Below are 22964 nucleotides of genomic sequence, written 5' to 3' on the forward strand. Positions count from 1 at the left end.
TGACGGTTTCCCTGTCTTCTTTATCCGTGGCCACAAGGGTAACTTGAGATTGGTTCAGCGTAATGGGAGGAAAACGAAGCGAAGCAGGCAGAACCTCCTGGGCTATATTACTGACCGGATAGAGCAGTAGTTCCCGATCCTATTCCCTGCAGCGGGTTTCTTGCAGATTATCAATCTGAAGCGCAAGGACACCTAAGCTCTTCCAGCCAGCAGGAAAGCCATATATATCAGAGCGGAACAAATAATCATTCTCACTAATTTGGCCTGTAAATAACTTCAATACGAAATACTCCTTCAAATGACTTGTCTGGCCCATCATCTGCTTCTCTAACTGGTCCAGTGATCCAGCGAGCGATTGTATACTGTATTTGATATATTCAAGATCATCTCTATTCCGCGGGGTTCGTTGATCTGAAATTGAATAATCGTATTTTCGTGCTACATTAAGCAAATTACTGATGGGAAGATACATCCGGCGGCTTCCATACAAAGCTATAGTAACGACAATCATCAAAATTGTTAGACATACAAGTATAGTGAATCCAGCTATTTTTTTGGTATCTCTTTTCATTTCCCCGGTGTCAACCACCGATATATATGTCCAGCTGTTATAGTTCGAGGAACGATACATGGCAGCTACTTCTTTCCCACCCAGTCTGGTATTCAATATTCCGATTGTCGCTCTGTATCTAATTTCAAATGGTTAACCACATCACTGTTAATCTCTTCATATAATTTCTTGTCTGATTCAGTAGCCAGAATATCCGCACCGGTCCGATCCAGGATGTAATTCCGGCTCGATACGTTGGATGACAACCCCATAACATCTTGAATTTCGGATAAAATAAACTTACGACAAGGAGCCCTTGCGGTTTATCGGTTTGTGGCAGAATAGGGATTTTATGAACCAATGTAATCGTTTCCACAGGTTCATAGAAATAATCTGCATTGGAAGCAGACAACCCCGTATACCAAAAAATACTTTTCGGTTGTTTGGAATTGTCAATGAATTCCTGATGGTTCTCCATCTGATCTAACGGCTTCATGATATTCAGGTTGAGCGCCCAATTCTGTTCAAGGCTGACCAGGTACGCTTGCGTAATAATCGCCTCACTCGATTGCAAATTATATAGCTTTTTGGTAAGTTGGCGGATAGATTCAAAGTTATAGGAAGATAACGGACTGCTCATGGATTCCTTAACAAGAGATGAGTTGGCAAACTGCGTGGCTGACTTTTCAGTTGTTTTCAATATTTGCTCCACACGCATCTGAGTCTGATCCAGCCACTGCATATTCATTTCCTTGACTTTTCCCTCCATATCCCCGGAAGCAATAGAATAGGAAGCAAAGCCGATTATTATAGTAGGCAGAATCCCCAACACAAGACTATATGCGAGCAGTTTCAGCAAGTATTTGCTCAACTTTATTCCTCCTGTACATCCATCTTTAAGGCGCTGATTATCTTCAGACAATCTATATCATCCCAGTTAACGGAATTTCGCACAATATACTTTATGTAACTTCTTTAATATTTTACTGTTTGTTTAAGGATCATACAGCTCTTTTTCCTGTACTTCACAAGCAGTCCCCACCTTATAAAGATGAGGACTGCTTGAATCATTATCGATAATAATACTGCTTCGTTTGGGATGCTTCAGACATTCAGCTCATAGATCTTCCATAGACGGTCTTCCTCCGAATCAGAAAGAACCTACGGAAAGACCTGTTGAAAAGTTAAGTGAGGAGGATTATAAAAAAAGTCCTGATACATCAAGGTTTTCTTGATCATCAGGACTGACTTTGTTGTGACAAAACTACGTTCCAAATCATTTTGGCACTAAAATACTAGCCTAATACAGCATCCTGTAACATTCATCTGACACTAAATTCCATGAAATCATGGGCAGCGCTCCTCTTGATTTCCTGAACAGCACCCGGATCGAAGAGGCCTGCAAGCTGTTGAAGAGCTCAGATTTTTCGATCCTTTCGATCTCCGAGCAGGTCGGCTTTCATTCCATTTCCAGCTTCAATCGCTGCTTCTCCAAGCTTATGGGAGCATCTCCAAAAGAATGGCGCAAAGGGGCGAAATCCGAAGCACAATCAGCAAAGGCGTCGATATTGGAATTTACGGGGTGGGTTTGAGGGGCTGGTAGCAGGGCCGGGCAGCATGTGGTAAGCAGCATGATCCTTTCAATAAGATTGCATAATGATGTATTATTAAGTATGCATATTTATATCATATACTTACCAAAAGGAGAGTGTAGCTTGTGAGCGAAACCTATATTCCAACTGGCGTGAAACTAAAAGAAACTGGCTTTGGATACACGTTGTCCTTAATAGGCGGTAAATATAAAATGATCATTATGTATTGGCTGTCTGAAAATAAGGTAATGCGGTTTAATGAGCTGAAACGATCTATCGGTACCATTTCCTTTAAAACGCAAAGCATCATGTTAAAAGAGCTGGAGGCAGATGGGCTTATCATACGCAAGGAATATCCCCAAATACCTCCAAAAGTTGAATATTCATTATCTGAAAGTGGTCTTTCTCTCATTCCATTGTTAAATATGATGTGCGAGTGGGGAGAGAAAAACAGTTCGCCAGCTCTGGAGGCTGTACAGCGGTAGGCATAGTTGTTTTGTATATATGACAAAGAAGTATCTCCTGAACAGGGAAATACTTCTTTTTTATAGCAGTCTTGCAGTTGGTTAAGCACCCATCTTTTAGATATTAGTTTTTTTCTATATCTTTCTAAGTTCTGATGGAGTTTTAGAGCGGGTTACTCTTAAATATACCATAACGGTTGTTGCAGCGATGGCAATAACCGCAGCTCCAATCCAACTAATCAAAGCTAAGGAAGCTTGTTCCACGACAACGCCTCCAATTCCTGCACCAGCACCCATAGCAAGCTGTAAAACTGAAGTATTCATACTCACCATAATGCCTGAAGCAGCCGGAGCAAGCGTCATTAAGTGATATTGCTGAGTTGGACTTGTTGACCAAGCGGAGAGAGCCCAAAATATGAGTACAAGGAAAGCGATAGCAGGCCATTGGCCTGATAATGACAGTAGAACTAAGGCTACTGCATGCAGTACCATACTGACAAATAAAGTACGAGGGAATCCCCATTTATCTGTACTATAGCCGCCAAACTTTGAGCCGAATAAGCTGGCAATCCCGAAAGCGAATAAAGCAATGATGACTGTTTTACTGTTCATCCCTGTAACCGACAGCAGGAAGGGAGAAATGTAGGTGTAGACAATAGAATAACCAGAAATCCATAAGAAAGTGATCATTAGGGCTGCCATTATTTTCGGTTGCTTAATTAAAGCAAGCTGTTTGCGCAAGGGAACCGATTCATCGCCATTTGAGCGTGGGATGACTAAGAGTATAACGATCATCGCAAGAATACTTAGTGCACCGATTCCTCCGAAGATTAATCTCCAATCATAAACAGAAGCAATAACTCTGCCTAGCGGAACACCGATAATCAACGAGGTGCTAAAGCCCATAAGGAGCGTTGCAATTGCACTTCCTTGTTTATCAGGTGGAGTCATCTTGGTAGCGACAGTAAAGGAGGTTACAACGAATACTCCCATGCTTAGTGCAAGAATAACGCGTGAGACTATAAGAAATCCAAAGCCAGGTAAAACCACGGCGATAATATTTCCAATCACAAATACCCCAAGTGAATAAACTAAAAGCTTGCGCTGCTCCATTCGTGCTGTAAATGCGATAAGGAAAGGTGTTCCAAAAGCATAGGCGAGTGAAAAAACAGTAATGAGCTGACCAGCAGCAGCGACGGAGACATTAACGTCTCTTGCAACTGTGTCGAGAATCCCTGCTATGATATACTCGGATGTTCCAACCAAAAAGCTAACAGCAGCTAATAAATAAATTTTCCAGACATTTGACATAAAATTATCCCTCTTTCTTAATTTCAATATTTCCAGGCGTATAGAAATTATTTATTTCATGCTCTGAGTATAAAGATTGCACTATAAATATGTAAGTACGCACTTTTAGTACAGGTACTGTGTTAAAGGTTAGTGTCACCCTGAGCATATACACTAAATTAAGTTAACACCGTACCGGCATAACGATTGCTGAATCCATACTTTATGAATCTCAAAACCAATGAAAAGGGACCCCGGTTCAAAATTGATTTATTCGCGACAAAAAAGCAGAAGCCGCCTGTTATGCCAGGCGACTCCTGCTGCAAAAATATGGATTCCTTCATTAAATAAGTTAATCTTCTGACACATCCACCCGTACAGGCCCAATGAGCCCGCTCGGTTCCTGCTGCGAGAAAGCCGACAAGTAGTCGCGCTGGTCCTTCACGAGCGTATTCGTAACTTCAATGACAAGCTTATTTTTTCCTTTTTTCAGCAGACCGCCGATTTCTAGCTGGTAGGGTGGACATATACGCACGCCAGCTTGCTCTTCGTTTACCCATACTTCTGCCGTTTCATAGACTTCCCCAAGATTTAATAAGGCTTGATTCCAATGCTGCGTACATTCAAACTCCGTTTCATAACGAAAGGTGCCGGAAAATCGCGGTAAATAATCTGGCTTGCTCATGTTTGTTAAAGCCGTCATTCTCCCCCATTCATTGAACGAAGGATAATGCTCAGCATCAGCGGTGGAAATCGTCCATTCACCTGCTATATCCATTCCTGTTACGGTCCGCTGCTCTGGAAGCACGGTGAAGTCTCCAAGATCAGCCCCATGGAGAAGAACAATCGATTCATAGGGATGAAGCTCAAGCTGCACCGCTCCAGTCTCCCTGTTTGCCTTGCATTTGGTCAACCGATTCAGAAAAGCATCATAGGCATATATTTCGCCTTGGACAGGCAAAACGATTTCTGTATGAATGCGTTGATGCGGGTGCTCGTTAAAAAACATGAATACAGCCAAATTTTCATGAACATAATGATAATTCCGTAGATATGGCTCGTAACTAGCAGCTTTCATATCGTAATACCCATCAGCCATTAATTGTTGGGCTAGTTGGTCTAATGCGACAAGCTTTACGTTCCGATGATGAGCAAGACTGGTTAGCTCGGCAGACACGTCACTGCCTTCGCTCGAGCGTGCAGGCCAGTCATCAATAAAGCGGACGGCAACACCTTGATCGGCGAACTGGACCAAACACCGGAGTATTGCCGCTGGCAGCGCCTCTGCATAAGGAACGATGAGGCAACGATAATCTTCCTGATTAATCAGCAGCCTGCTATCCTTTACACTCGCCGCCTCCACAAGAATATCAACGGGAACAACATCACAGTCGATCTGATTTTGCATCAATTGCTTGACTGGCTTATGAAAATACATCGCCTCCCCCGACCATTCGGCCTCAGCATGATAAACGACTGCTGCGGTCGCCACATGCCGCCCGCCTGAAATCAGGTGACTCATCCGATTCATATAATGATTCAGATGCTTATAATAGCGGTATTGCGGATTTTCCCCACCTGCATACAGATGCGGCGGGCAATCTGGATCCGGAAACGTTTTTTGACTGAATGCATGTGGAACAAAATAATTGACGCCACGAACGAGCATATGGTCAGTGAGCCATTTCATCAGCTTTAGCCCTTCTGCCCATCCATAGGCTCCATACAATTCGCACATCGTCCTTCCCTTTTTTTTCGGATCGATATGCCCCAGCGACACACCTAGCTTTGCGAGGCCATAGTGGAAAAATTCACTGTCTGTCTCCCCTGCCGGCCAGCGAAAAGACATTTCATCAAAGCCTGGAACGATCTGCCACAGCACCACATCGAGACCCGACATGTCCTGTCCCCAAAGCGAGCGGAAGAAGTGGCCTGCGCCGGAGCCAAGCCTTGCATGAACGTTGTTATCTTCCAGCACATGTCCAATGTATTCTACCCCGTGGGCTCTGCACCACTCTCCGATCTGGCTGCAGAAGCTTTCCCCGTAAAGCTTGCTGACGATATTCATATAAGCATACCGAACCATGCTCGACTTTTCCCCCGCCTCATGCCAGAGGAGATGCAGCTGCTTACGGTAATCCTCCCCCAACGCCTGTTCAAGCAGGGCCGGCATTTCATCGCTCCAAGGCAGGGAAACGCCTTGTTTTCCCAGCTTCGAATTGAAATCAAAGGTCGTCTTATCGTTGTAGAACCCGGGTTCATCTGAAAAAAATCCAGCAAAGGTATTTCCAAAATCTGCGTGATACCTATTGTAAAAAGCCTCATAAACCGTATCAAGCAAAATACGAACCGAATTCCGAACGAGCGGGTTTAGATAATCCTCCTGCGCCTTGCTGCCGCCATCCTTGTTTTCTGAAACGATGAATACCCGCCAATAGCCTTCAGGAATATCCCAGTACAGAATGCCGTCATGCACTAGCTCAGTTAAGTCTATGCATTCACTGGTTAACGTTTCATTGGTTGATGCTCGACGCACAGCGACTACGGAAATGAGCTTGTTTTTGCCGGTCGCGTATTGGCTCTGCGAAATGGTGGGCCGAAGTCCGCTCATCAGTAATGTATCCAGCAGCAGAGAGGTGCCTTTGGCAGGACCGATGGTATCGATAAAACGTTCACCCAGGAACTTGCGATGAAGCTCCTCTGGAGCCTCCTTCACTTTGCCTGCCGCATGTCCGGTTGGAAAATGGTCGTCATCGAGCATCCACACCTTCATGTCGCGCTTTCGAGCTTCATCCATAATGATGTCCATGTCCGCCCACCACTTCGGCCCAAGGAAATCCGGATGAGGCCGTGCCTCTACACAAACAGCACCGATTCCAGCCTCATGAATACGTGCCATCTCTTCGCGAATCGCTTGCTCCTCCTCGCCATGCTGCCAGAGAAAGGGAAGGATATAATTATGTTCTCGACCCTCAAGCACTTCCTTCAAAAGATTGCTCATCCTAGCCTCCCTCCTGATTCAAAGCCTTTATCTTTAGTGGATTAATTTTTTACTGGATTACTTCTTTACTTTGGCATACCAGTCTCTGGCACGCTTCGTCACTTCTTCTCCACCCGATTTGTTCCACTTGTCTACGAATTCATCGAATTTGCTGATTGGATATTGTCCAAGTATAATTTTGGCTGCATATTCCACGAACAGCGTCCGATTGTTAATATCCGGATAGCCCTCGTATACACTGGCAGACATGCCATCGCCGGCGATGACCTTGGCATATTTTTGAGCTTCCTGCATATTGCTGGTCACCTGATCGACGATCCACTTACTCTCTTCCGATGCGGTGCTTTCGAAAAGATCAATGGTAAAGTCAAGTGTCGACGAGCTTGAATATGGATTAAGAACTAGATTTTCCTGCGTACTCTTATCGTCCGGAAGCTTGACGGCTTTGCCATCCTTCATTGTATAGTGCATGCCTTCCACACCGAGGTATAGCGCTTTAAAATTATTTTTGTCATACATATTGTTCAGCAGCTTTAAGGTAGCCATCAGTTTCTCTTCATCTTTATTGTTCTTCACGACCCATTGCGGGGGAGCAAATCTTTTCCCGGTGTAAAAGCCCTCATAACCTTCAACTTTAGGTACAGGGAGCACGGAAAATTCTGCTTTCACACCCGTATTTTTTTGCAGGTTTTCCAAATTGAGATTGAGCTGCTCCACCCAGTGGAAGTAGTTCCCGGCCTTATTGGACGTAATTTTCCCATCCCACTTTGCCTTGTCGTTCAGAAGCGTCTCCTTATCCAATAAGCCGTCCTTATACAGCTTGGCGATGAACTCTAAAGCGGCTTTCATATTCGGTGTTACGGCTGAATAAGTAAGCTCGCCATCGTACAGATCCCACTCCGGGTACCCTTCAAACATGGCCACACCGTACATCGCGAACAAGTGGTCCATCCAGCGAGCATCTTGACGGCCGCCAGTTGGAATCTCATCCTTCTGACCGTTGCCGTTAGGGTCCTGATCCCGGAACGCCTCAAGTACTTTGACGTACTCGTCTTGCGTTGTTGGCATCGGCAGGTTCAGCTTGTCGAGCCAATCCTGACGAATCATCCCCGCATATCTTCCGTAGTCGACCGAGCCAGGGATGTAATAAATTTTCCCCTGACCGGTTGGATCATTAGCCTTGACAACATCCCACATTTCAGTAGGTATCGTTTCCCAAAGATTCGGGGCATATTTCGGCAATAGCTCTGTCAGGTCGGCAATTGCGCCATTTTTGGCCAAGCTGTCTTCCATGCCCTGTTGGGGAGTAAACAAATCTGGCATTTCGTTCGCCGCAATCTTCAAGTTCAGCTGATTCAGGTAATTCGTTCCACCGTTCCATTCCACATAAGGATGGATGACGCCTACGCCAAGCTTTTCCTTATAAAATTCATACAGCTGGCTGCCTTTGGTGATCGGCTTGTAACCGATGTTGGTGCCCCATACTTCAATATCGACTACCCCATCTGTACTGCTCGTTTGACTCTGGGCAGCATCATTCGAAGTGTTCGTGTTGCCGCCGCAGCCGTTTATAACCGTAACAGCCAAAATTCCCGCCGCTATCGTTAATCCCATTTTTTTAACGTTCATTTGTTTTCCCCCATATCTTTCCGTAATATGTTTAAGGCTGTTCGCCTAAAAACCTAAAAGGATGACTAGCCTTTTACCGAACCGATCATTGCCCCTTTAACAAAATACTTCTGTAAGAAAGGATACACCATAATGATCGGAAGGATAGCGAAGATAACCGTGGCCGCTCTTAAGGTTCGCTCGTTGTAGTTCAGATCAACCGTTGATGCAGCGCCCGCCATAATGACGTTATCGTCTGTAATAAACTGCCGAATCTTGATTTGCAGCGGAAACCAGTCGGTATTTTGCAGGAAAAGGAGCGGATGCTGGAACTGATTCCATAACACCACGCCGTAGAACAAAGCCAGTGTCGCAAGAACTGCTTTGGACAGTGGAAGCACCAATTGAAACAGCATCCGGAAATATCCACAGCCTTCAAGCAAGGCCGCCTCCTCCAGCTCCTTCGAAAATTGTTTAAAAAACGTTCTCATGATAATCAAATTAAAGGGATTCAGAATATGCGGTATGATGAGCACCAACGGATTATCATAAAGTCCTATGCCGCGAATCGTCAGGAAGTAAGGTACGATAGGGGCTTTGAAGATCATGGCGATTACGACGCTGATCATGATTACGGGCCCCCAGCGGAACTCCGACTTCGAAAGCGGGTAAGCAAGCAGCGCGGTCATCAGCAGCGCCAAAACCGTTCCAATCAACGTCGTGACCAGAGTTAGAAAAAACGATTTCCATAAGTCAGGACGATCGATAATATAGCTCCACGAGTCGAAGGTAAACTGCTTCGGCCATAAGGTGACCAAATTCATATCCACAGCGTTTTTGGAGCTAAGCGAGGTAGATATGACAGACAACAGCGGGATGAGAGCTATGACGGACAAGAGGATGAGAACGATCGTAATGCCTGATACAAATATTTTTTCGCTTCTCGATTCGAACATGTCTACCAGAGCCCCCCATCCGATACTTTCTTTGACATTCGATTGAATATATACACCAGTATCAGTCCGATAATCGATTGGAATAAACCAACCGCCGTTGCAAAGCTGTACTGCGCTTGCTGAATGCCGGTCCGGAACACGTACGTATCCAAAATATCTCCTACGTTGTAGGTCATCGGGGTGATTAGATTATAGACTTGATCAAAGCCAAGATCCAAAAAGTTGCCGATTTCAAGCAGGAACAATACCAGTACGGTAGGCAGCAGCAGCGGGAAGGTGATATGGCGAATTTGTCGGAATTTGGACGCCCCATCCATCATCGCGGATTCGTACAGTTGAGGGTCAATCGCACTGATCGCCGCTATATACACAACGGTTCCCCAGCCAGCATCCCTCCAGATGGATGAAAGCACGTAAATGGGCCGGAAGTATTCGCTTTCCTGCATCGCCAGCAGAGGTTCAAAGCCGAACCAGCCGATAACGATGTTAAACAATCCGCTTAATGAAAAAAAATCGAAAACGATACCGGCAACGATAACCCAAGATAAAAAATGCGGAATATACAAAGCGGTCTGTATTCCTTTCTTGAGCGCCGATTTTCGAATTTCATTGATCATCAGCGCCAGAAGAACCGGCACCGGGAAAACCAGTGTGAGCTTGAGAAAACCTAATATCAGCGTGTTTCCGAACACTCGGGCAAAGTCAGGATGCTCCAGCAAAGTCTCAAAGTGCTTGAAGCCTACCCAAGGACTATCCATCAGCCCTTGAAACACCGAATAGTCCTTGAAGGCGATTACAGCACCAGCCAGTGGAATATATTTAAATATAATGAGAAAAACGATTCCCGGAATCGCCATCACATACAACGGCCAATACACCTTCATTCGATAAAATGCAACTTCTTTCAACTGATCACCCCCAATATCTCGTTGTTGTATTCGCTTACATGAATAATATACAACTAGGGGTTGTGTCTCTCAATTGGGTATTTTTAAGGATAAACAAGGGCATTTTTAAGGAAAATAGAAAACCACTCCTTCAGGGAGTGGCTAAATAAGGCTAGCTGCTTGGCAGCCGCTTGCGATATTCGCTTGGTTTGCAGCCCGTTAGTTTTTCAAAAAGCCGTGCAAAATGCTGCGTATCCGAGTAACCTACCCTTTGGCAAATTTCGTACACCTTTAAATCGGTTCTTTCAAGAAGCTCCTTTGCTTTACCGATGCGAATTCGGCTCAAAAAGCTTACATAGGTTTCTCCCGTCTTTTGTTTGAAAAACTGGCTTAAATAATAAGGGCTGATAAAAAAACGCGCAGACAAATCCGCAAGTGTAATCGGTTCATTATAATGGGCAGATACATATTCCTTCACCTCTGCAATAATATCCTTCTTCTTAGGTATGTTATGCTCCAGCTTGAACTCGATTATTTTTCTAATGGCTTGAACCATCCATTCCTCCAAGCATTCTAAGGTCCGAAATCGGGATATACCGTCCAATGACAAAATATGACGGCCCAAAAAATCATTTTGCTGCAGCTGCTGAAAGGACATTTTCCGAATGCTCGCTAACAGTATGTTCACACAATGCATCTGTAAATCAGCGGGGGTCATGCTTGGTTCGGAATCCATCAAGCGAAAAATATCGTGTATGATGCTTACACATTCCTTTTCATCCATGTTCTCAAGGGCCGCTTCCAGCTTGGCGATGCTCTCTTCTGGAACAGATTGAATCCTTCCTGACAGATTTGTAATATCAGTGAATGATATTACCGTGTTCGCTCCCTTGACGACTTTATAGCTTAGCGCATAGCGGGCTTCTTCAAAAGACTGGCTGATGCCAGCGGCCCTTTCCTGAATCGTTCCAACACCGATGGTCATAGAAAGCCCCAGCTTTAGGTTTACTTCCTCTTGGAGACGCTGCACCGCACGAAGCAGCTCCGTATAGCGGATAGGCCCTCCGTGAGCAACTACCACGGCAACCTGCGCGCCTGTATAACGAAACCGATACACTCCGTCATACTGCTCAAGAGCCAGATCTATTTGACAGAGCACCTGCTGTAGACCGACTTCCTTTAGAGCATCGAATTTACGATCAAATTCAAGTACAAACCCCACGAACCCGTTTCCCTTTGTCGGGATTTGCGCCATTTCAAGCCACTCTTCCATAAGCTCCGTATTATCGCTGCCGACATCTAGGATATCCCGCAGAGCGTTCTCTTGAATAAGATGATGGACCTCCTGCTTCAAGTCAGCTACTTCCTGCCGCTTAGCCCGATCTGCACGAATCGCTTTCATGGCTTGATGAACGCAGCTTTGAAGCTCCTCTTCCTCGACCGGTTTATTGATATAGGCTTGTACGCCTAATTGCATACCTCTCCGTGCATATTCAAATTCAGCATATCCGCTTAAGAGAATAAATGTAGTCTGGCTGCCCTTGTCTTTCAGCAGCTTAATCATGTCGAGGCCGCTAACTTGAGGCATCCGAATATCCGTAATTACAATGTCCGGCTGCAATTCCTGAATTAAGCTTCCACCTTCCAAGCCATTATAGGCTACGCCGACCACTTCACATTCCGGGATATACCGGTTTATTAAGAGTTTGATGCCATCCACAATGCCTTTCTCGTCATCAACCAACACCAGCTTCATGCCAAAACCCCTCTCCTTCTATTTTGCTGCCGAACAATATCCTACCGTTTAGGAATTAATATTTCGACGATCGTTCCCCGATCAAGTCTCTGGCGAATCGTTAAATAATAATCAGCGCCATAATGGAGTTTAATACGCTCAGCTATATTTTTGAGGCCTATCCCGTTACCCTCCGATTCATCAGCTCCACCTAATTTATATTTGTCCGATTCAGCATACTCCAACAAGGCACGCAGCTCTTCTTGTTTCTCCAATGAAATACCGGCTGCATCATCCATTAACCGAATGAGCATTTCTCCTTCGTCCGTCCAGATGCCTTCAATCTCGATATTGATTATCCGGCTGTAGTCCTCAAATCCATGATTAATGCTATTTTCAACAATGGGCTGAAAAATGAGGGGAATGATGCTGCAATTCAGCATCTCTTCGGGCATTCTGATATCCAGTCTGAACCTATTATCGAATCGGATATTTTGCAGCTCTATATAGTTAGTGGTATATTCCAATTCATGCTTCACGCAGTGGTGCTTGCCTTCTTTGCTTAAAGCCAGCCGAAACATGCGCGCCAAAATTTTAATCATATTCGAGGTTTCCTCGTCCCCTTTAACGAGCGCCTTCATACGGATAGATTCCAACGTATTATAAAGAATGTGGGGATTGATCTGATTCTGGAGAGCCATGAATTTGGCCTGTCGCTGCTTGATCTCCGCAATATACACATCATTAATTAAGGTTCGAATCGTTATAATCATTTTGTTGTAGCTGTGCACCAAGCTGCCAATCTCATCGTTAGCCTGCTCTTTCTCTATGGGCAAATATTGGCCTACCTCTGCCTGCTTCATGCTTCTGCGGAGGGCTTTAATAGGCTTCGTAATCTTATAGCTCAAACTAAACGATATAAGAGTGATGACGAGACAGCTCATCAAAATGACCGACACCGTCACTCCCTTGATTTGATTGATGTTGTGGAGCAGCTTCGAGCGGGGAATTTCGGTTCTAATAAGCAAATTCCCCTGCGTGGTGCTGCCCGTTAAAATAATGCTGTCATCGCTGCCATTATCCTGCAGAAGCTCTGTACCGGATTCAAGTACTTGCTGCCAGGATAATCGGCCGCTGGCCGCATCGGAATGATAGACGATTTCATTTTGGCTATTGCTTATGATGACGCTCATGCCGTATTTGTCCCGAGCCAAAACAAATTCATGATCAAGCCGCAGCAAGGTAAACGGGTCCAAATCTATGAGAAGAAGGCCTGCATAGGCTCCGTCCGAGCTGAACAATACCCGTCCGACCGTTACTACAGCTCCTGCCCCCTTATCCTCGTAATAAGAACGATCATGCAGCCCGGTAATAAAAAAAGTATCCTTTGTGCTGCTGAGCTGTTTATACCATTCACAGGACAACAAAATATCCTCTACCACTCTGCTAGTTGTAGTCGTATATTGATACACGTTGGTATCCCGGCTGATTAGCATCACGGTACTAATTTCTGGCTTGAGCAAGGCCACGCGCATTAATAGCCGCTGAACCTCCATTTTTTGAACGATTAATTCATCCATTGGCAAGCTTCGCTTATCTCCAATTCTGTAGATCAATTCATTGTCAACCAATACCGACTTGGTGACCTTGTCATATTCCTCGAGAAACTCGTTCAATGTCGTCTTGAGCTGCGACGTGTAAAGAGAAGCAAATTCTTGAGAGGAATCCTCCAGCGCTCCCGCCGATTGATGAAATATGATAACGCTTACAAATATTAAAGGAATAACACAGGCCAGCAAGTAGCCCATTAATAATTTGTATTGAAACCTCATGTTTTTTACTTTTAACCTTACCCTTCGCATCCAGCTCATATGCTCCATCCCCTAGCCCTTCCAGGTCAAACGCCTTGTCTATCTATTATTGTACATGCCGCGGTGCATGGACGCTACCGAAGAGCACCTGAACAAAAACTGGAACAGCTTTATATCCAATTACACGAAAATATACGTTAAAAATCGCAATTAATCAAAGGGGCATTTTTAGTTTTATGCAGGGGTATTTTTGTGGATTGGGCTGTAAAATCGGAAGGAGAAAGGTCTCTTTGGAGAAATACCAACTTTCAAATGGCGTATACGTTCTTTTATCAGTGATCGGAAATGGAATATAATGAGGTCGTAGCCTAAGCGATGGCGCGGGAGCAATGTGCTTTGTGAATATAACATTATCTGAAAAATACGCAAATCTTATATGTGAGGGTGATTCGTTTGAAGCAAGGAATCATTGTATTGATGAACGGAACTTCAAGTTCAGGAAAGACTAGTATTTCTATTGAACTGATGAATCAGAAAGAGATTCTTTTTCATCATTTATCAATAGATGATTTTATCAAGGATTTTTTTCGAAATAAATTTTCAGATATTGAACCTGCAAGAGAAGTAGATGAGCAAGTTATCGCACAAATCATGTTTGATCCCTTACTCTCAATGTACTATTCGACAATTAAATTGTTTTCAGAAATGGGCTTGAATGTAATAGTAGATACTGTAATCGACAATGACAAGCGGTTTAATGAGTCTCTTGATCTATTTTTCGACCAGCCTACGTTATTTATAGGTGTAATATGCTCGAAAGAAGAACTCATAAGAAGAGAGCAAGCAAGAGGAGATAGAAATATAGGACTAGCAGCTTCACAGTTCAGTAAAGTATATTGCATTAATGAATATGACCTCGAAGTAAATACAGAAGAAATGAATCCAATAGAATGTGCCGAAAAGATATTAAGTTTTATTAAGTCCAATAAGGAATACTCGGTATTTAAGAAATTAAGTAAAAGAAGCTAACGGATAGATTAGCTCAAGATAAATAAGAAAAGCAGCCCCTATGGGGCCACTTTTCTACTCAACGATATTAAACCATCCTGGCGCTGCTTGAATAACATTCCCAAGTTTTTCTGGAATATGAAGCTGGTCGAGTTTTGAAACGCTTAGTACGGAATCGACCTCAGCTTCACGTCCATTTTCAACCTTTTCAATCCAATCGGGGTTCATAATTAACGCATGCCCAATAGCGAATAACGGTAATCCTAATTCCATTGTTTTAAGAGCATCATCTGGTGAGATTATGGAACCGGCCGCCAACACAGGCACCTTACCGTTTACTCTTTCAAGAATCAATTCAAGCTTTGTTTTCTCATCTTGACTATCTATAGGCTTGGAAAACACATGATCTAATGAAGCATGTATATAATCTAAATTTTGTTCAACAAGGAAATCAATTAATTTATACGTGTCCTCCATACGTAATCCGTCCACTTTAGAGGATTCTTCAGGGGACAAACGATAGCCTAACATAAACGGTTTTGTAGCATGCTTTTCAATGACCTTTTTAATTTCTTCGATAATTGCCAATGGAAAACGCAATCGATTTTCAATGGTTCCTCCCCATTGGTCTGTCCTTTGATTGGTTGCAGGAGACCAGAAGTTTTGAATTAAAAATCCATGAGCCCCATGAATTTCGACGCCATCAAAGCCAGCTTCAATTGCTCTTCTCGTTGTATCGCCAAAAGCACGTATAGTCGACAGGATTTCCTCATGTGATAGCTCTCTTGTTTCTGCACTTGGGCCAAAAGGAGTAGCCTCCGGCTGATAGACACTCGCACTGACTGCATCCAATCCCGGCAAGGCTTTATCCCCTGCATGAAAAATCTGCAGCAAAGCAGGGGAACCTCCACTTTTGGCTGCATCCGCTAATTTTCGTAAACTTGGAATAAATTCATCGTTGTATCCAGCAAATTCATTCGTAAAACCTTGCCCATTAGGTGAAACATGAGTACAGCCAGTAATGACAAGCCCTACTCCATTTACTCTCTGTTTGTAATATTTCACCTCTTCATCTGAAATGGTAAGGTCGTCATTACTTGACCAAGTTGTCATAGGTGCCATAACGACTCTATTCTTGATTGTAATTCCGTTTCTGAACGTGAAGGATTCAAATAGCTTACTGTATTTTTGATTCATTTTAATAACCTCTCCATTCAATATTTTTCGACAGCGTCTTTGTCTAGTTGCTTTCCTACCTTTCTGATCCATCGCCTCCTGTCATAAGTTCTGACTCAGTGTATTCTATTGACGTTAGGGCAAGTCAAGAATAAATTTTCATATGATTAAAACAAGATTTTTGGATTTTCAGAATTCTTTATGATATCTTTCTAGTTACAGTAACTGTAGCTAAAGGTGGGACAGATAAATGATGTATTCAATGAAATATGTAGTGGAGAAATTAAATATAACGGCAAAGACACTTAGATTTTATGAAGAGCAAGGAATACTGCCCAATGTATCTCGCAATGAGAACGGCCGCAGAGTTTATTCCGAACAACATCTAGATTGGGTTTCTTTTATTCGTTGTCTCAGAGAGACAGGAATGTCTCTTGCTAAGATAAAAGAATATAAGGATCTTTATGGAGCAGGAAATGCTACTTTCTTGGAAAGACAAGAAATGTTGGTGAAGCATAAATTGGAATTGCAAAAGAAAATGGAAGAAGACTTGAGGTGCTTGGAGGAAATAAACTATAAGATAGCCATGTATGAACTTCAGAAAGAAGAGGTTAGGAAAAATCCTAATCATAACTTTAAATGCCATGGTTTAGAGAATAAGGACGTGAACTCATATACTTAAGCTAACAGAGAACGTTAGCTGCACAACACAGCGGCATTCTATCGTGTAAAGTAGTCAATATAAAAAACAGTCCCGATTAAATATTGCTGCTCATCGGGACTGTTCAGGTTAGTTATTAAGTTGTCCTCGGGTCCCGCCGCCAATAGGCAAAAAAAAAATCGTCGATAAAATTCTCCCCGACGCTCAACGCGGAGCTGCGCGTAGATTTGCGTGGTAGGGGGTTGTCATATAGAACATACTCAACAGCCAATGAACATTATGGTTTTAGCTTCGCAATAACAACGTAATAAGCAGATCTGGCTACGTTCGATGGATTCCATGCAGTGAAGAACCATGTGCTTTCTCCCGAGGAATAGTTATTGAGCAAATAACCTTGTTGTGTGCCAGTTAAAAACCAAGAACCACTAATAATGTTGTAGCTGTTTCCATTAACCGTATAGTTTCTAGAACTAAATGCAGGAATTGTCACTGGTGCAAAGGTAAACCGCGCAAAACCATCGCCAAGCTGCGTAATTCGAACGGCTTTTTTAATACTTACAACGAGACTTTTACGGCTTAAGATCTTCTTCCCCGACTTTAATGCTACCTTTTTGTTTCTCAAAGGTACTTTTCTCATAATCTATCATCTCCTTATTCAACATACTATAGATTATGAGATGAGAGATGATATGGAGTGGACGAAAGCATGATGTCAACTTGCTGAATTTTGATCCAATGGTCCGCCCAGCTTCAACATCCTGGAGATGTTCTGTACAGCAAAGCTAAGGTTATTGCTTCCTTGGCTCAAAGAAGCAAGAGAGATTTGTCAGTTAAACACGCTGAGTTACCCCTTTCACTGGCTTATCCAATACTGCTCCACCTTCTTTTGTTAGTGAGTATAAAGATAAAAACATACTTCAGTCCTAGTTGTACAAAAATAAGAATAAAATCGTTATTTCCCTACAACTCATGCTCGAACTATCCCCGTCGAATCCAAATACGGATTCGAGGTAAAATAAAGACTCCATTCACATATCGTTGCGTATATAGCCCAATGAATCATGAAACTTAAATCAATTGAGCTTACGATTTTGAACTATAATTTTGCCGTTAGTTCTTTAAAGCATAGCCCTGCATCAGCGGCAAAAAAATGTTTCAATCCTTAACAAAATTCTAAAAAAATAAAATACTTGATTTTCACCCTCTACTCATGCTGGTACTTGACAGGAGTGTGCTATATTAAAACAATCAACGTTCAAAAGTAATGAATTCTATATAAAGAGAGAGAGAGGAATTATTTATGAATAAAGCGTCTGTGCATACTGAATGCAGTCAAGATTGGCATCTTGATCACTTTGTGAAAAATGAGCTCGAATGCATGATCATCACAAAGAATGGCGTACATCTTAAAGGGGAAATTCAATTATTTGATAATTATGTTGTTTTAATTCGTGCATACAACGGGGTCCAGAGTGTGGTCTACAAACATGCAATATCTACAATCATGGCACAGCAACCAAATAAACAGGATGAATAAAGAACAACAGGAATTTGATCTTATTATTCAAATAACCAAGCTGCCGATTATAAATTATCATTTGATTGTAAACGCGAAAAACCCTGATAGATCAATGTTCTTGATCCTATCCGGGCATATTGTGAGTTATAACATCTTTTGAAACAAAAACAGCCCGTTTAAGGCTGTTTTTATATCATAAACTTGAGACAGTTTATATCGTTCGTTGAGATTAACCACTTAATTTTATATGAATTTCTGAGACAATACTTATTCTCTCTAAAAGACAGATTGAAAATCTTATTTCTAATTATTTTTTCTTTCTATTATTTACTTTGAAGATTGTCTTTCCAAGCTTATTCATGTATCTCTTTGTATTAGCATCATTAAATGAGATTTAATCATCATATCTTGTTTCATAGTCAAATAGTTTTAACCTGATGTTTTCAAATAGGATTACCTTTTCAATCTGTCGTCTTCTTTCCTTTTCGAGTTTTACTTGCACATCTCAATATTTCATAAAAACAGTATCCATTAAGGAATGCTGTTTTGGCCTCATATTCTTCCGCTCGTGCGCAAGTCGATCTTGTGCACGAGCGGGACTTTCAGCTGCCGCGCGATCACATCGCCGCCTCCGCCGAACACCTTATGGCCGATATAGTTTGTTTATTGGACTTTTTTTACTTTTTAATCAATATATTGATTTAACAAACTTTTCGTTTTAGCCATAGTCAAAAACTATGCCAAGGCATAGTTTTTTTGTGTTTCCCGATAGCAGCTTCCGCGCTCTATACTAAAGCCAACATTTACTCAAGGAGCTGTTACAATTGAAAACATCCATTATCGGTTATCCACGTGTCGGCGCGCTCAGAGAGCTTAAATTCGCATCCGAAAAATACTTCAAAGGCGTACTTCCCGTCGAAGAACTGCAACAAACGGCGGCTCAGCTTAGATCGGCAAACTGGAAGCTTCAGCAGGAGAACGGCGTCGATTTCATTCCGTCCAACGATTTTTCCTTCTACGACGGACTGCTCGACACGGCTTGCTTGCTTGGGATCGTTCCGCAAAGATACCAAGAACTCGGCCTAAGCCCGCTGGAGACGTATTTCGCAATGGCGAGAGGCTATCAAGGCGAAAAAGGCGACGTTAAAGCGCTGGCGATGAAAAAATGGTTCAACACGAACTATCACTATATGGTTCCCGAAATCGATAACACGACAAGCATCCGTTTAGCCGGATCGAAGCTGTTCGACGAATTTACGGAAGCAAAACAGCTCGGCATCGCAACCAAGCCTGTGCTAATCGGAGCATTCACCCTGCTCAAGCTCGCGAGATTCACCGGCTCGAAGAAAGCGAAGGATTTCGTGCCTGCGATTATCGAAGCTTATACGGCTGTCCTTAACCAATTGAACACTCTTGGCGCAGCATGGCTTCAACTGGATGAACCTGCACTGGTATCGGATTTGACTGCGGAAGATATCGCGCTGTTCACAGAGCTTTATAACGGTATCCTGTCCGCTAAAGGTAGCGTAAAAGTTGTCGCGCAAACGTATTTTGGAGACATTCGCGACTGCTATCAGGATCTTCAAGCGCTGCCGTTTGACGGGATCGGGATCGACTTCGTCGAGGGCAAGCAGTCTTTGGACCTCGTGCGCAAGCATGGCTTCGCAAATGACAAGGTGCTGTTCGCCGGCGTAATCAACGGCAAAAACATCTGGAAAAACCAATATAAGCAGACAATTGCCCTCGTTCACGAGATCGGCAAGCATGCAAGCCAAGTCGTGCTCGGCACTTCATGCTCGCTGCTTCATGTCCCATACACGATTAAGCACGAAACGAAGCTGACGGCGGCGAATAAGCAATATTTCGCGTTCGCGGAAGAAAAGCTGCGCGAGCTTGCAGAACTCAAGTCGATCCTGGAGCAAGCGAGCCATGAAGCATCCGCTTTTTATACGGAGAATGAGGAGCTGTTCCGTGCATCGCGCCTCACGAACGACAACTCGGTACAAAAGAGAGTGGCGGAATTGACGGACGCCGACTTCACGAGACTTCCTGCTTTCGCCGAGCGGGAAACGATTCAGAAAGCGAAATTCAATCTACCGCCGTTACCTACGACGACGATTGGTTCGTTCCCTCAGACGGCTGACGTCCGCGCGAACCGCGCAGCCTTCAAGAAAGGCAACATCACCGAGCAACAGTATAAGCAATTCAACTTTGACCGAATCGCAGAATGCATCGTGCAGCAGGAAGAAATCGGAATCGATGTCATTGTTCATGGCGAATTCGAGCGAAACGACATGGTCGAATACTTTGGCGAATGCTTGGATGGCTTTATCTTCACTGAGAACGCTTGGGTGCAGTCTTACGGAACACGCTGCGTAAAACCCCCGGTTGTATGGGGCGACATTAGCCGCAGCAAGCCGATTACTGTAGAATACTCGGCGTTCGCTAAGAGCCGTACCAAGAAGCTGGTCAAAGGCATGCTGACGGGTCCGGTAACGATCCTGAATTGGTCGTTCCCTCGCGAAGATATCAGCCTGAAGGAAAGCGCTCTTCAGATCGGTCTTGCGATTCGTGACGAAGTACTCGATCTCGAAGCCAACGACATCGAAATTATCCAGATCGACGAAGCCGCATTAAGAGAGAAGCTTCCGTTACGTCATTCCGACTGGCAGAGCGAGTACTTGAGCTGGGCGATTCCTGCCTTCAGACTCGTGCATAGCGGCGTCAAAGCCGAAACGCAAATTCATACTCATATGTGCTACAGCCAGTTCAACGATATCATTCGCGATATCGATGCTATGGACGCCGACGTCATTACGTTCGAAGCGTCGCGCTCAGACTTGGCCATCATCGACGCAATCAAAGAGTGCGGCTTCCGTACGGAAGTCGGCCCAGGCGTATACGACATCCATTCGCCTCGGATCCCAAGCGTCGAAGAGCTTAAACAAGGACTCGATCGCATGCTTGACAAGATAGAGGTCTCCAAGTTATGGGTTAACCCGGACTGCGGACTTAAAACTCGCGGTGTCACTGAAACGTGGGCCAGCTTGAAGAACCTTGTCCAAGCAGCCAAAGAAGTAAGAGCAACATTGTAATAACATACAAAAGGATGGGCTCAAGCGAGCTCATCCTCTTGTTTAATGATCGGATAGCCGAAATCCGTAATGACCGTTTTGAGCTTCAGAACGTAGGCGGCGGCCAGCTGGCTCAAACTCGCCTTCTGATTCACGATATAACCTACCTGTATGCTCTCGTCCGTACGAAGCCTTACGGATTTGATTTGCTCCCCGTTAAGATCCTTATTCAGTACGCCCGAGCTAATGGTATAGCCATTGAGTCCGATCAGCAGGTTGAATAGCGTGGCGCGGTCACTAACCAGTATTTTCTTCTTGTACGTTCGTGTGCTGAGTATTTCCTCCGCGAAGTAAAAGGAATTATATTCGCCTTGCTCAAAGGCCAAACACGGGAAGTCATCCAAATCTTCGATGTCCAGCAGCTCCTTGGAGGCAAGTGGATGCTCCTCACTAATGAATACGTGCGCTTCCGCTTGGAACAGTGGATGGAATCGCAGCTCGTTGTCCTTTAATATCTTCTGAATCACCTTTCGGTTGAAGTCGCTCATATAGATGATTCCGAGCTCACTTCTCATATTCCGTACGTCTTCGATAATCTCGTGAGTGCGTGTTTCGCGTAGCGTGCACTCGTACTCGTCCACATTAAGCTCCTTCAGCAGTCCGACGAAAGCCTGCACAGAGAAGGCGTAATGCTGTGTTGAGATCGAGAACAGCTTCTTCGAAGGCTTACGATTCATGTACCGCTGCTCGAGAAGCTCGGCTTGCTCCACGACTTGCCTAGCGTAGGATAAAAACTCCGCCCCGTCGCTTGATAGTACGATTCCCTTGGACGATCGAAGGAAAATCTCAATACCGGCTTCCATCTCAATTTCTTTCACCGCGTTGGACAAGCTCGGCTGCGAAATAAACAGCCTCTTTGCCGCTTCGCTTATGGAGCCGCTTCTAACGATGGTCAAAATATATTTTAATTGCTGCAAGGTCATTGGAATACTCCTTTAATCCAAAATTTAGCAAATCATCTCTGATACAGCAGAAAATTTTGATATTTACTGCCCACTAGATCGAGTACTTTTCATAACTTCCTTACATCGTAAACTGCCTATAAGAATAGAATATAGCATGATACCAATAAATCATACCTGGATATAGATTTAAGCTATAACCATGAAGGTCATGTCCCTTTTGTGAGTTGTAACTCACTTTGGCACTAAACTACTAGCTTTAAACGGCATTCTGTAACCTTCATTTGACACAAAATTTAATCATTTTTGGCACAAAGCGTTATTCTCTGTAATTAATTTCGGCACAATATTGGTGAAAAAGCTTACACCTCCTAAATTATAAGTTTTTTGTTGGCTGTCAGAAGCAAATTCTCTTGTAATTGTCTTATTTAAAGACCAATCGAGTACGTACTGTTCGGATAAAGAAAGTGAATGTGTTTCCTCTATGTGTGTTAAATACTGTTTTTTTTCATCATGTGGTAAAATCCCACATGCCATAAGCATGGCTCTGCGACTCCAAGGATCTAACGTAGAGAATTGCTCCTTTATCTCTCTCCTCATGCCCCGCTGTTCTACCAAATGCTTTGAACTTTTTCGTAAAGCTGCCTACCGTGATACTCGATAAGACAGA

General features: G+C 43.7%; 19 protein-coding genes. 6 read left to right on the forward strand and 13 right to left on the reverse strand.

What is annotated here, in order from left to right; genetic code table 11:
* Window positions 1–139: 139 nt before the first annotated feature.
* Together AC6B99_RS30210 and AC6B99_RS30215 are read right to left on the reverse strand one after the other, a co-directional pair.
* The gene (locus tag AC6B99_RS30210) at window positions 140–631 is read right to left on the reverse strand and encodes a HAMP domain-containing protein (protein ID WP_496664921.1); all 492 of its coding nucleotides are present in this window, start codon (window positions 629–631) and stop codon (window positions 140–142) included.
* Between the two features lie 64 nt (window positions 632–695).
* The gene (locus AC6B99_RS30215) at window positions 696–1421 is read right to left on the reverse strand and encodes a hypothetical protein (RefSeq protein ID WP_496664922.1); all 726 of its coding nucleotides are present in this window, start codon (window positions 1419–1421) and stop codon (window positions 696–698) included.
* Window positions 1422–1896: 475 nt separating this feature from the next.
* Between AC6B99_RS30215 and AC6B99_RS30220 the strand changes: the two genes are divergently transcribed.
* Both AC6B99_RS30220 and AC6B99_RS30225 read left to right on the forward strand, forming a co-directional pair.
* Entirely contained in the window at window positions 1897–2142 is a 246-nt protein-coding gene (locus AC6B99_RS30220; protein ID WP_496664934.1) for a helix-turn-helix domain-containing protein, read from the forward strand.
* 125 nt (window positions 2143–2267) lie between these two features.
* Window positions 2268–2627, forward strand: a complete 360-nt coding sequence (locus tag AC6B99_RS30225) for a winged helix-turn-helix transcriptional regulator (protein WP_056041055.1) — start codon at window positions 2268–2270, stop codon at window positions 2625–2627.
* A gap of 114 nt (window positions 2628–2741) precedes the next feature.
* On the opposite strand, the gene AC6B99_RS30230 is transcribed toward AC6B99_RS30225, so the two are convergent.
* The 7 genes from AC6B99_RS30230 to AC6B99_RS30260 all read right to left on the reverse strand — a co-directional run bounded on the left by AC6B99_RS30230 (window position 2742) and on the right by AC6B99_RS30260 (window position 13915).
* Window positions 2742–3917, reverse strand: a complete 1176-nt coding sequence (locus tag AC6B99_RS30230; RefSeq protein WP_494879592.1) for an MFS transporter — start codon at window positions 3915–3917, stop codon at window positions 2742–2744.
* 331 nt (window positions 3918–4248) lie between these two features.
* Window positions 4249–6897 carry a glycosylhydrolase-like jelly roll fold domain-containing protein gene (locus AC6B99_RS30235; RefSeq protein WP_496664923.1) on the reverse strand — a complete coding sequence of 883 codons (2649 nt, stop codon included), beginning with the start codon at window positions 6895–6897 and terminating at the stop codon, window positions 4249–4251.
* Window positions 6898–6954: 57 nt separating this feature from the next.
* A complete protein-coding gene (locus tag AC6B99_RS30240; protein WP_056041052.1) occupies window positions 6955–8526 on the reverse strand; it encodes a type 2 periplasmic-binding domain-containing protein in 1572 nt (523 codons plus the stop codon).
* Window positions 8527–8591: 65 nt separating this feature from the next.
* Complete coding sequence (locus tag AC6B99_RS30245) at window positions 8592–9461, reverse strand: carbohydrate ABC transporter permease (protein WP_056041051.1); 870 nt, start codon at window positions 9459–9461, stop codon at window positions 8592–8594.
* Between the two features lie 2 nt (window positions 9462–9463).
* The gene (locus AC6B99_RS30250) at window positions 9464–10369 is read right to left on the reverse strand and encodes an ABC transporter permease (RefSeq protein WP_496664924.1); all 906 of its coding nucleotides are present in this window, start codon (window positions 10367–10369) and stop codon (window positions 9464–9466) included.
* A gap of 151 nt (window positions 10370–10520) precedes the next feature.
* On the reverse strand, window positions 10521–12104 hold the full coding sequence (locus AC6B99_RS30255; protein WP_496664925.1) for a response regulator: 1584 nt from the start codon (window positions 12102–12104) through the stop codon (window positions 10521–10523).
* 41 nt (window positions 12105–12145) lie between these two features.
* On the reverse strand, window positions 12146–13915 hold the full coding sequence (locus tag AC6B99_RS30260) for a sensor histidine kinase (RefSeq protein WP_496664926.1): 1770 nt from the start codon (window positions 13913–13915) through the stop codon (window positions 12146–12148).
* Window positions 13916–14347: 432 nt separating this feature from the next.
* Between AC6B99_RS30260 and AC6B99_RS30265 the strand changes: the two genes are divergently transcribed.
* Complete coding sequence (locus tag AC6B99_RS30265) at window positions 14348–14923, forward strand: chloramphenicol phosphotransferase CPT family protein (RefSeq protein ID WP_056041045.1); 576 nt, start codon at window positions 14348–14350, stop codon at window positions 14921–14923.
* A 54-nt stretch (window positions 14924–14977) separates the two neighbouring features.
* On the opposite strand, the gene AC6B99_RS30270 is transcribed toward AC6B99_RS30265, so the two are convergent.
* On the reverse strand, window positions 14978–16099 hold the full coding sequence (locus tag AC6B99_RS30270) for an NADH-dependent flavin oxidoreductase (RefSeq protein ID WP_056041464.1): 1122 nt from the start codon (window positions 16097–16099) through the stop codon (window positions 14978–14980).
* A gap of 229 nt (window positions 16100–16328) precedes the next feature.
* Here AC6B99_RS30270 and AC6B99_RS30275 point away from each other — a divergent pair, with 229 nt between their 5' ends.
* On the forward strand, window positions 16329–16760 hold the full coding sequence (locus AC6B99_RS30275) for a MerR family transcriptional regulator (RefSeq protein WP_056041044.1): 432 nt from the start codon (window positions 16329–16331) through the stop codon (window positions 16758–16760).
* A gap of 256 nt (window positions 16761–17016) precedes the next feature.
* Here the strand turns inward: AC6B99_RS30275 and AC6B99_RS30280 are convergent, their stop codons facing one another.
* Complete coding sequence (locus AC6B99_RS30280; protein ID WP_056041042.1) at window positions 17017–17376, reverse strand: hypothetical protein; 360 nt, start codon at window positions 17374–17376, stop codon at window positions 17017–17019.
* 663 nt (window positions 17377–18039) lie between these two features.
* Between AC6B99_RS30280 and AC6B99_RS30285 the strand changes: the two genes are divergently transcribed.
* Complete coding sequence (locus tag AC6B99_RS30285; RefSeq protein ID WP_494863366.1) at window positions 18040–18276, forward strand: RNA chaperone Hfq; 237 nt, start codon at window positions 18040–18042, stop codon at window positions 18274–18276.
* 806 nt (window positions 18277–19082) lie between these two features.
* Window positions 19083–21353 carry a 5-methyltetrahydropteroyltriglutamate--homocysteine S-methyltransferase gene (gene metE, locus AC6B99_RS30290; protein WP_496664927.1) on the forward strand — a complete coding sequence of 757 codons (2271 nt, stop codon included), beginning with the start codon at window positions 19083–19085 and terminating at the stop codon, window positions 21351–21353.
* Between the two features lie 20 nt (window positions 21354–21373).
* Here metE and AC6B99_RS30295 read toward each other — a convergent pair whose 3' ends face one another.
* Window positions 21374–22315 carry a LysR family transcriptional regulator gene (locus AC6B99_RS30295; protein WP_056041035.1) on the reverse strand — a complete coding sequence of 314 codons (942 nt, stop codon included), beginning with the start codon at window positions 22313–22315 and terminating at the stop codon, window positions 21374–21376.
* 279 nt (window positions 22316–22594) lie between these two features.
* The gene (locus AC6B99_RS30300; RefSeq protein WP_496664928.1) at window positions 22595–22837 is read right to left on the reverse strand and encodes a hypothetical protein; all 243 of its coding nucleotides are present in this window, start codon (window positions 22835–22837) and stop codon (window positions 22595–22597) included.
* Window positions 22838–22964 lie beyond the last annotated feature (127 nt).

It is taken from the genome of Paenibacillus liaoningensis (assembly GCF_059609455.1).

Coding starts and splice junctions, on each gene's coding strand:
- AC6B99_RS30280 (WP_056041042.1), bottom strand. CDS start 17,376: ATGAGAAAAGTACCTTTGAGAAACAAAAAGGTAGCATTAAAGTCGGGG.
- AC6B99_RS30240 (WP_056041052.1), bottom strand. CDS start 8,526: ATGAACGTTAAAAAAATGGGATTAACGATAGCGGCGGGAATTTTGGCT.
- AC6B99_RS30285 (WP_494863366.1), top strand. CDS start 18,040: ATGAATAAAGCGTCTGTGCATACTGAATGCAGTCAAGATTGGCATCTT.
- AC6B99_RS30270 (WP_056041464.1), bottom strand. CDS start 16,099: ATGAATCAAAAATACAGTAAGCTATTTGAATCCTTCACGTTCAGAAAC.
- AC6B99_RS30255 (WP_496664925.1), bottom strand. CDS start 12,104: ATGAAGCTGGTGTTGGTTGATGACGAGAAAGGCATTGTGGATGGCATC.
- AC6B99_RS30275 (WP_056041044.1), top strand. CDS start 16,329: ATGATGTATTCAATGAAATATGTAGTGGAGAAATTAAATATAACGGCA.
- AC6B99_RS30300 (WP_496664928.1), bottom strand. CDS start 22,837: ATGCTTATGGCATGTGGGATTTTACCACATGATGAAAAAAAACAGTAT.
- AC6B99_RS30245 (WP_056041051.1), bottom strand. CDS start 9,461: ATGTTCGAATCGAGAAGCGAAAAAATATTTGTATCAGGCATTACGATC.
- AC6B99_RS30260 (WP_496664926.1), bottom strand. CDS start 13,915: ATGAGGTTTCAATACAAATTATTAATGGGCTACTTGCTGGCCTGTGTT.
- AC6B99_RS30295 (WP_056041035.1), bottom strand. CDS start 22,315: ATGACCTTGCAGCAATTAAAATATATTTTGACCATCGTTAGAAGCGGC.
- AC6B99_RS30235 (WP_496664923.1), bottom strand. CDS start 6,897: ATGAGCAATCTTTTGAAGGAAGTGCTTGAGGGTCGAGAACATAATTAT.
- AC6B99_RS30210 (WP_496664921.1), bottom strand. CDS start 631: ATGTATCGTTCCTCGAACTATAACAGCTGGACATATATATCGGTGGTT.
- AC6B99_RS30230 (WP_494879592.1), bottom strand. CDS start 3,917: ATGTCAAATGTCTGGAAAATTTATTTATTAGCTGCTGTTAGCTTTTTG.